Origin of the sequence: Psychrobacter sp. FME6, assembly GCF_014861365.1 — a bacterium.
In the GTDB taxonomy this organism is placed as follows: Bacteria; Pseudomonadota; Gammaproteobacteria; order Pseudomonadales; family Moraxellaceae; genus Psychrobacter.
In genome coordinates, this window is record NZ_RRYW01000103.1 from 1 (window position 1) to 9,321 (window position 9,321).

Annotated in this window: 8 protein-coding genes; 6 read left to right on the forward strand and 2 right to left on the reverse strand. The window is 45.8% G+C overall.

Annotation, left to right across the window (positions count from 1 at the left end; all coding sequences use genetic code 11):
• Positions 1-269 precede the first annotated feature (269 nt).
• From EI162_RS12105 to EI162_RS12130, 6 genes are all read left to right on the forward strand, one after another.
• A complete protein-coding gene (locus EI162_RS12105; RefSeq protein ID WP_192524596.1) occupies positions 270-791 on the forward strand; it encodes a cell division protein FtsL in 522 nt (173 codons plus the stop codon).
• The gene (locus EI162_RS12110; RefSeq protein WP_192524597.1) at positions 788-2,896 is read left to right on the forward strand and encodes a peptidoglycan D,D-transpeptidase FtsI family protein; all 2,109 of its coding nucleotides are present in this window, start codon (positions 788-790) and stop codon (positions 2,894-2,896) included. Before EI162_RS12105 ends, EI162_RS12110 begins: the two co-directional genes overlap by 4 nt.
• Before the next feature lie 85 nt (positions 2,897-2,981).
• Positions 2,982-4,721 (forward strand): UDP-N-acetylmuramoyl-L-alanyl-D-glutamate--2,6-diaminopimelate ligase, encoded by a 1,740-nt coding sequence (locus tag EI162_RS12115; protein WP_192524598.1) that lies wholly within the window; start codon positions 2,982-2,984, stop codon positions 4,719-4,721.
• Between the two features lie 93 nt (positions 4,722-4,814).
• Complete coding sequence (locus tag EI162_RS12120) at positions 4,815-6,263, forward strand: UDP-N-acetylmuramoyl-tripeptide--D-alanyl-D-alanine ligase (RefSeq protein WP_192524599.1); 1,449 nt, start codon at positions 4,815-4,817, stop codon at positions 6,261-6,263.
• A 3-nt stretch (positions 6,264-6,266) separates the two neighbouring features.
• On the forward strand, positions 6,267-7,385 hold the full coding sequence (gene mraY, locus EI162_RS12125; protein ID WP_192524600.1) for a phospho-N-acetylmuramoyl-pentapeptide-transferase: 1,119 nt from the start codon (positions 6,267-6,269) through the stop codon (positions 7,383-7,385).
• 162 nt (positions 7,386-7,547) lie between these two features.
• Positions 7,548-8,489 carry a putative RNA methyltransferase gene (locus EI162_RS12130; RefSeq protein WP_192524601.1) on the forward strand — a complete coding sequence of 314 codons (942 nt, stop codon included), beginning with the start codon at positions 7,548-7,550 and terminating at the stop codon, positions 8,487-8,489.
• 45 nt (positions 8,490-8,534) lie between these two features.
• Here EI162_RS12130 and EI162_RS12135 read toward each other — a convergent pair whose 3' ends face one another.
• Together EI162_RS12135 and EI162_RS12140 are read right to left on the reverse strand one after the other, a co-directional pair.
• Positions 8,535-9,011 carry a phospholipase D-like domain-containing protein gene (locus tag EI162_RS12135; RefSeq protein ID WP_225736986.1) on the reverse strand — a complete coding sequence of 159 codons (477 nt, stop codon included), beginning with the start codon at positions 9,009-9,011 and terminating at the stop codon, positions 8,535-8,537.
• Between the two features lie 31 nt (positions 9,012-9,042).
• Positions 9,043-9,321, reverse strand: a 279-nt coding sequence (locus EI162_RS12140; protein ID WP_192524602.1) for an IS30 family transposase, incomplete at its 5' end; no start/stop codon positions are given.

Below are 9,321 nucleotides of genomic sequence, written 5' to 3' on the forward strand. Positions count from 1 at the left end.
TTCTCTTTGTTGTGGTAAACAAGAGTGTAAGGCGTTGCTTATTTTTTTCAACTATCTCCCAATTCTATACAGCCCCTAGTTGTTTATGATTAATTATTTTAATACTTACGCAGCTGTTAAAAATCTGTAAACATTGTCTGCTAGGCTCGGCAGTTACCTTTTTGTATGGTTTTACCTTTGTTGAGGGTGTTGATGGCGCATGAGGGTTTTATTACTCACAACCCGTTATCGCGTTTTTATACTTTGAATTCCACTTTTTTGAGATCGTCATGGCAATATCTGACAAACCTACCAACCGCCGCACCGCACCGCCACCTAATACCGATATTGGCGAATTGTTCGTGCGCCGGTTCAATGTGGTCAGTATTTATGTGGTCATATTATTACTATTGGCAGCGGCTATTTTATGGAGCGGTATCAAAACTGCTGAAGGTGTTCAGCAATATCATCAGGACTATAAAACCTTGCAAGACATGAAAAAACAAGAACGTAAGCTCCAAGTAGAACATCAGCGCCTACTTATTGAACAGCAGACTTTTAGTGCGACGCCGCAAATTGCCAGTCGTGCGGTTGCTGAGTTAGGCATGTTTTCGCCAACCCTCAAAGACAAGCTGATTATTCAACCGGGGGCAGCGGTTGCGGTAGCATTGACTGATTCTTCCAGTAGTTCAGATACCGTTGCTGCTAATGATTCAGATATTATCGAAACAGATTCGACGAATGATACTGCTGGAGTCGTACCTCCTGAGGTTGCTGCAACCAATTCTGACCTAGTGGAGGCAGGACAATGAGTGAGAAAAAGTCCAAATCCAAAACTGGTAAAGACTCAGTAAAAAACACCAATAAAAAATCAGCCAGCGGCAAGGTAACCAAACCGTTGCGCCGTGCTAGTGCCGCTAAATCGGGTCAAACGAGCAGCAAACCGAACAATAAATCCGCTGAGAATCGCAAAGCCAAGCTGTTTGGTCGCCTAAAAAACAATGAGGATCAAGGCGCCTATACCAGTGTAAAAAACCGTAAAAGTAAGATGGTTTTTTCTAGTAAGGCTTCGGGTGCTTCCTCTCGCGGTGGTTTTGAACAAGATAAAAACCGTTTTCGTACCGTTTGGGGTTTGGCGCTTATTATCTTAGCAGCGCTCATCGGTCGTGCTTACTATCTCCAAGTGGCCAATGCGCAGTTTTATCAAGATAAGGGCAATGAGCTCATTACCAGCGTGCGCACGCAAAAATCTTATCGTGGCATGATTACCGATCGTAATGACTTGCCTCTCGCGGTCAGCGCGCCACTGGCAACCGTATCCTTTAGTCCGCATGATTACGCGCGTGAATATTACGAGCTCAAGCGGATTATTATTACCAATCCTAACAGCCCGCAGCTGATCTCTCGTATGCAAAAGCGTCTGGATAATATGGACTTAACTCAGCTTGCTGCGTCCGCCAATATTTCGGTCTCCGAGCTAAAAAGAGTCACCGCTATCGACGATAGTATCGATGTGACTGATGAAGCAGCGGTCAAAGCGGCACTACCATCAGGTGCAGGCTCGCACTACTTGCCACTGCTGAATAAAGTAACGCCTGAGATTGCTCAAAGTGTTAGCTCGCTTGATTTCCCTGGCGTGTATGAGAAAAACTTCTTTCAGCGTTATTATCCACAGCCGCAACCCAACTCGCAGCTATTGGGCTTTATGGGTCAAAACGCCAGTGACCCTGACGGTGGTTACGAAGGGCGTGCTGGTGTTGAGCGTTTGTATGAAACTGAGCTGGCAGGCGAAGATGGTAAGGTTCTGGTGTTAAAAGATGCCAAACAAAACAGTCTTAAAGAGATTAAACAGGTTGAACCAGAAGTGCCAGGCAAAAATGTGGCATTGACCATCGATTCGCGTCTGCAGTACTTGCTATATAAAGAGTTAGAAAAAGCAGGCCGCTTACAAAAAGCCCGCTGGTCAACAGGCATGGTGGTGGATGTCCAAACTGGTGAAGTATTGGCACTATCGACATGGCCATCGTTTAATTCTAATAACCTCAATGAAATGACTGGTGAAAACCAGCGTAACCGTGCACTTCTTGATGTCTTTGAACCCGGTTCGGTGATGAAGCCATTCACGGTTGCTGCGGCTTTAGATTCGGGTAAATATACTACTACCTCGTTGATCGATACCAACCCTGGCTCCATTCGCGTCCGTGGTTATACCATTCGTGACCATAATAATCTGGGGATGATTAATATGGCGACGCTAATCCAAAAATCCAGTAACGTGGCTTCTACCAAAATTGCGTTGTCTCTACCAGCTGATGGCATTACTAACATGCAAAAGAAGTTTGGTTTTGGCGCAAAAACACCGCTACAGTTCCCAGGTGAAGGAAGTGGACTTGTCGTCACACCAAAAGAAAAAGAAACTTCAAGACGGGCGACAGTCAGTTATGGCTATGGCATACAAGTGACATTAGCGCAGGTAGCGCAGGCTTATTCAGCGCTAGCAGCAGGTGGGGTGATGCATCCATTGACCCTCATCAAAGATGACAAATCGCAGCCAAGTAAACGCATTATGGCGCACGAACAAGCGATGTCTATCGTGCAAATGATGGAAGGCGTCACCGAAACTGGCGGTACGGCAAAAGGCGCGGCTATTGATGGTTATCGAGTCGCTGGTAAAACCGGTACGTCACGGCGTATCAATCCAAAAGGCGGTTATTATACCGATCAATATCGCAACGTCTTTGCGGGTATGGCGCCAGCATCCAACCCAAGGCTGGTCGGAGTGATGTTAATCGAAGATCCACGTGGTCAGATTTATGCTGGTTTAACAGTAGCCCCCGTTTTTCATAACGTCATGAAAGAGGCGCTGCGGTTATATAATGTGCCTTTGGATAAACCATTAAAAACGGAAGACCCATAACCATAGTGGTAAGCCTATGGAAGTCAGCTTTTTACTGGTTCAGCTATTTATTATTTGATTTGTGTTAACTGTTTAGGATTTGCCCATGACCCTGTCTACCATGTCGCCAAGCAGCGTTACTGTGAGCTTGCAACAACTGCTCGAAGCCAGCGACCGCAATAATGATAATTTGCAGCAGGCATTAACGGCGTTGATATCGCCGCCTATCATCCAGTCAACCATACAAGAATCATTAACACCAAGACCATTCGCTCAGGCTAATTCAAGTCTAACCAGTGCGGTTGCTAATATGCCATTTCAGCAGTTCTGTTTAGACAGTCGTCAGCTAGAGCCGAGCGATGTGTTTGTCCTATTAAAAAGCCACACACCAAACTGCCAAAAAAGTCGTGGCTATCTTTTAAAAGCTGCTGAAAGTGCCGCTTTTATCCTATCGGAAATCGATCCTATCGCGTTAATGGCTAAGGCAAATGTACCGCCACATGCCAATATCTCTCTAACAGACGATAGCACTCCTAGCGCCGAGCAGCAGCTTGCAGCGCTGCCTTGCCCTGTTTTATATGTGCCCAATATCCGTGGTTTTTTAGGAAGCTTAATTCAAGCACGTTTGCAGTATCAGCAGCCAGTAAGCTTGGCAAAGGTCGTCGCAGTGACGGGTACCAATGGCAAAACGACCATCAGTCAATTGGTCGCACAATTGACCCAATTGACGGGTATGAGTAGCGCGGTAATGGGTACGGCAGGCAACGGGAGACTAGGCGCTTTGGAGCCAGCCAGCCATACCACAGGTGACGCATTAGCCGTCCAGCAGTTCTTGTATCAAATGGGTGTAGAAGGCGCTGAGCTCCTAGCACTGGAAGCCAGCTCGCACGGTCTGGATCAGCAGCGCTTGCAAGGTATGCCCGTATCAGTGGCGATTTATACCAACTTAAGCCGTGACCATCTAGATTATCATGCCGACATGGCAGAGTACGCAGCAGCAAAAGCCAAACTGTTTGATAAAGCACATTTCCCAGATTTGACCCACGCTATTATCAATATCGACGACGAGCACGCGCCGGTGATGCTTGATACGGCGCACAATAGCGGCTTAACGGTTTGGACATATAGTTTAGACGCCTCGAAAACAGCCACCTTTGTCGCCGCTGAAATCGCACCGAGCTTGCAAGGGGTTAAGGTTAATCTGCGTACTGATTTCGGTAACGAGAAAGCGGGTAGTGTAGAGATAGTCAGTCCCTTACTCGGGCGTTTTAATGTGGCGAATTTGCTTGCGGCGATTGCCGCTGCTGTAGCCCTAGGGATTGGTTTGGAGCGCATTGCAGCCGTTATCTCGCAGCTACAAGGTGCGGTTGGACGTATGCAGCGTGTGCCGTCGAATGAGGGCTGTTTTATCGTCGATTATGCCCACACACCTGATGCCTTAAGTCAGGTGCTCGCTAGCCTTAAAACCCATTGTAAAGGTCAGCTATGGGCTGTGTTTGGTTGCGGCGGTGACCGTGATGCTGGCAAGCGCCCATTGATGGCACAAGCAGGATTGGCTGGTGCAGATAAAGTTATTTTGACGGCAGATAATCCGCGTACCGAAGACCCAAATGCGATTTTACAAGACATGCAAGCGGGGATGAATACCGAGCAATATCAACGTACTCATATTGAGCCTACGCGCCGATCAGCCATCGAATACGCGGTCAATCATGCAGCTGCTGATGATATCGTCGTCATCGCTGGCAAGGGTCATGAGACCTATCAAGAAATTAATAATGTCCGTCATGATTTTGATGACAGTGTTATTTTGCATCATGCTTTAGCGCAAGCTCGACGCGTATAAATAGCAGCGGTTGCAAGCCATTTTTTAATTTTTTCAAATAAGTTTTGATATTTTAATATAAAAAATAAGTAGTCATCATATAAGGTAATCACTATGACAGCCGACAACGATAATATCATTCAGTCGCAAGGGCTGTATGTTTGGCAAGCAGATAATCTGCTTGCGGCAACAATGGCAGTGAATGGGCGCTGGCAGCTGGGTGAAGAGCAAGTAGAATCAAATCATAATATTAAAAGCACTCGTATCGCTACCGATACCCGCACCATAAAAGCGGGTGATATCTTTTTGGCTCTGAGTGGTGATAATTTCGATGGACACGACTACATTGAGATGGCCGCATCACAAGGTGCGGTCGCTGCTATCGTATCAAAGCCTATTTCTACTGTTCATCCAAATACGATCCCGCAGTTGGTTGTCAGTGACACGCGCTTAGCGTTAGGTCAGCTAGCCACCTATCGCCGCCAGCAGCATCAAAATCTCACGGTAATTGGAATCACTGGCTCGAGCGGTAAAACCACCTGTAAAGAGATGCTTGGCAGTATCTTTGGCAGACTGGCGCCGACATTGATTACCCGTGGCAACCTAAATAATGATTTGGGTGTGCCAATGATGTTGCTCGAACTATCAGATCATCATCGCTATGCCATTTTAGAATTGGGTGCCAACCATATTGGTGAGATTGCTTATACCACTGAGATTGTACAGCCTGATGTGGCTTGTATTTTAAATATCGGCACGGCGCATTTAGGTGAATTTGGCAGCCGCGAAGGTATTTGCCAAACCAAGGCTGAGATTTATCATACCTTGAGCGATACGCAATTTGCCATTGTTCCTGATAAAGACGATTTTACCAATCAGCTGCGCCGCATCGCGGAAAAACACACCTCACATGTCATTGGTTTTGGTAATACTGATGTTAGTGCCAGCCATTTAGATGTCGAGCCTGAGCGCAGTGAGTTTAAATTGCATATTGGCAATCAAGTACATGATATCAACTTGCCACTAGCGGGCGAGCATAATGTCAATAATGCCTTGGCTGCGGCTGCCTGTGCCCATGCACTAAATATTGAAGTCAGTGACATTGTTATCGGGCTTGAAAATGCGCGTCCTGCCAAAGGCCGCTTAAACAGCCAGCTGCTTGGTATGCATCGCTTGATTGATGATACTTATAATGCCAATCCACATTCGGTACGTGCTGCGGCAAAAGTGTTGGCAGCGCAGACTGGCACGCAAGTGATGGTATTGGGTGATATCGCTGAGCTGGGTGATGCGGCGATTAGCGAGCATCAGAGTTTGGGCCGTACGATTGCGACCACTGGTATCAATGTGCTGCTTTGTGTGGGTGAATACGCACCTTATACCGTGGCTGGGGCGCAAGAGATTTCTGATATCAGTGCTCATGCGTTTACCGATAAAAATAGTTTATTACAGTATTTACAGTCTTACTTGCAAGCGCAACAGGCTCAGTCCTGTACGGTGTTGTTCAAAGGCTCTCGTTCCATGCAGATGGAAACACTTATCAATGCGCTAGTCGAGGAGTAGGCGGTGTTAGTTTGGTTGTTTGGCTGGCTTGGTCAGTATTATACGCCGTTTTCTGCGGTTTCTTCGTTGACGCTACGTGCGTTACTGGCGGTCATTACCGCCCTTGCCTTTAGCATGATTTTTGGTGGGCGTGTCATTCGACGCCTACGTGCACTGAAATACGGTCAGGCGATTCGCAATGATGGACCGCAATCGCATTTGGCAAAAACGGGCACCCCGACCATGGGTGGGGTATTGATCTTGAGTGCGATTGGGGTATCGACGTTACTTTGGGCGCGCTTGAGTAATCCGTATGTTTGGATTTTGCTCGTTGTGATGGTCATCTTCGGTGCAGTCGGCTGGGCCGATGATTGGCTTAAAATTAAATATAAAGACCCCAAAGGTCTCATCGCTCGTAAAAAATACTTTTGGCTATCCATGGGCGCGTTATTCGTCGGTGTTTCTTTATATTATATCGCCACGCTACAGCCGGATATTAATACCACTCGCGAAATGCAGGATTTGTTAATACCTATCTTTAAAGATTGGATGATTCCTTTTTCGGCAGTGCCGTTTGGTATTGGCTTTATTATCTTTACCTATTTTGTGATAAATGGCGCATCAAATGCCGTCAACTTGACCGATGGCTTGGATGGTTTAGCGATTTTACCAGTAGTATTGGTCGCGGCAGGTTTAGGCGCGATGGCCTATGTGTCAGGCGATGCACGTTTTGCCGATTATTTACATGTGCCTTATATTGCCTATAACTCTGAAGTGATTATTGTCTGCGGGGCGATGATTGGCGCTGGATTAGGCTTCTTGTGGTTTAATGCTCATCCAGCCCAAGTATTTATGGGTGATGTCGGTGCGCTATCATTGGGAGCAATGTTGGGTACGATTGCGGTGATGACTCGTCAAGAAATCGCCTTTGCAATTATGGGTGGGCTGTTCGTCGCCGAAGCGTTGTCGGTGATGCTGCAAGTTGGCTCGTATAAGCTCCGCAAAAAACGCGTCTTTCGTATGGCACCCTTGCATCATCATTTTGAAGAAATTGGCTGGAAAGAAACCCAAGTGGTGGCAAGATTCTGGATTATCGCTATTGTTCTCGTTATCCTTGGTCTGATGACTTTAAAGCTACGTTAGATCATCTACAAGATAAGATTAAAAAAGCCATCTCAAAATAATTGAGGTGGCTTTTTTACTATTTATTTTATGGCCTCTTTGTTAGGGTGTGTCATGCCTTTTATTATTACTTACGACAGCTGAATTTTGTTAAAATATCAGCCAAATTGCTATGACCTCGAGATGCTTGTGTCCTTATTTATATGTCCCCTTTGCCAATCACCTCTAATACCAGCGGCGGATACGTGGCGATGTGATGGTAGCCTAAATCCTAAACAAACCGCTCATCCGTTTGATGTGGCGCGTCAGGGTTATGTCAATCTGTTGCCTGTGCAACAAAAAAAATCCAAAGCGCCAGGGGACAGCCAGCAATCAATCGAAGCACGCCAGCGGTTTTTAAATGCGGGACATTATCAGTCGTTAAATGACTTAATTTGCCAAAAAATGGCAGAGTTACTGTCGCTAGAAAAGGTCAAGACTAACCAAAAAGGACAGCCAATCAACTGGCTTGATATTGGTTGTGGTGAGGGTTATTACACGCAGCCAATGGCGCAAACGGGTATGGACACTTTGATTGCAGCAGATATCAGTAAACCTGCCGTGCTAGAACTTGCGAAAGTGAGTAAAGCATTAGGCAGGCTTTGGTATCAGAAACCAGAGGATGGCGCGGCGAAAACAACAGCTATTTATCCATTAGTAACCAGTGCTGCGTATTTACCATTACGGACACATAGCCTAACGGGTATTAGCAGTATTTTTAGTCCTATCTTGCCAGAAGCGTTTAATGAAGTATTAAGCGATGCTGGTTATTTAATCATTGCAAAGCCCGATATTGAACATTTAGCGACGATGCGCGAGGCGTTATTTGACGATGTTCGTGAGCATGATTCTGATAAGTTTTTGCAAGCGTTATCGCCGTATTTTAAACTGTTAGATAGGTATCGTGTCAGTACCGAGCTGACATTATCAGCGGAGGATCTGGCTGACTTGCTGACCATGACTCCTTATGCCTATCGCGCGCGTAGCGAAAAAAGACAAGCACTGTTAGCGAAGGTTGCAACCACACCGTTCACAACCGAAGCAAAATTTATCGTCTATATTCTGCAAAAAATCACAGCGCAATAAGCTAAATCGTTTTAACTTATTAATTTTCATATTAGAAAATAGCCCCTATAAAACGGGCCCCATGGTGGCAATGATATTATTCCAAATTCTATAAGACAGCGGCCAGTTTCTAACTTCTTCACGTGTCACTTCTTCTGAGTCCGCGATATACTGGTATTGACGCGCCACAATATCCGCCGTTAGCTTTTTATCACTAAAGACGATGTTATTTTCATAGTTCAAATCAAAGCTGCGCAAATCTAAATTGGTCGAGCCAATCAGGCTGATTTCACCATCGACGGTCAAGGTTTTGGCGTGTAGTAGGCCTGGTTGGTATTCGTAAATTTTTACCCCAGCTTCCAGCAATTGCCAGTAATAACTATGGCTGGTCGCGGCTACAATAAAGGAGTCGTTGTTTTTAGGGAAAATCATCGTTACTTCAACCCCGCGATAGGCTGTGGCGGATAAAATACTGATGAGCGAATAGTCGGGTACAAAATAGGGCGTAGAAATAATCAGGGTATGCTGCGCTTGGCTAATCAATGTCCCTTAGATTAACACACCAAGTGCAACGCTAAATTATATTATAGAACACCTGATTGGGCGTTTTAAACCCTAAGCGTTTTCTTGGTCTGTTGTTTAGTTTATTCTCAATGTCCTGTATATCATTATCAGAGACTTGTCTAAAGTCACAACCCTTAGGCAAGAACTCTCTGATTAAGCCGTTAGTATTCTCGCTGGTTCCTCGCTGCCATGACGCATAAGCATCGGCAAAGAAGAAGGAAGTAAAGAGCTTTCGTTTCACCTTCTTATGCTGAGCAAACTCTTTACCATTGTCAGAGGTAATGGTCTT

Bases quoted from the DNA above. Each gene is read 5' to 3' on its own strand.
- EI162_RS12105 (WP_192524596.1), top strand. From the start codon at position 270: ATGGCAATATCTGACAAACCTACCAACCGCCGCACCGCACCGCCACCT.
- EI162_RS12110 (WP_192524597.1), top strand. From the start codon at position 788: ATGAGTGAGAAAAAGTCCAAATCCAAAACTGGTAAAGACTCAGTAAAA.
- EI162_RS12115 (WP_192524598.1), top strand. From the start codon at position 2,982: ATGACCCTGTCTACCATGTCGCCAAGCAGCGTTACTGTGAGCTTGCAA.
- EI162_RS12120 (WP_192524599.1), top strand. From the start codon at position 4,815: ATGACAGCCGACAACGATAATATCATTCAGTCGCAAGGGCTGTATGTT.
- EI162_RS12130 (WP_192524601.1), top strand. From the start codon at position 7,548: ATGCTTGTGTCCTTATTTATATGTCCCCTTTGCCAATCACCTCTAATA.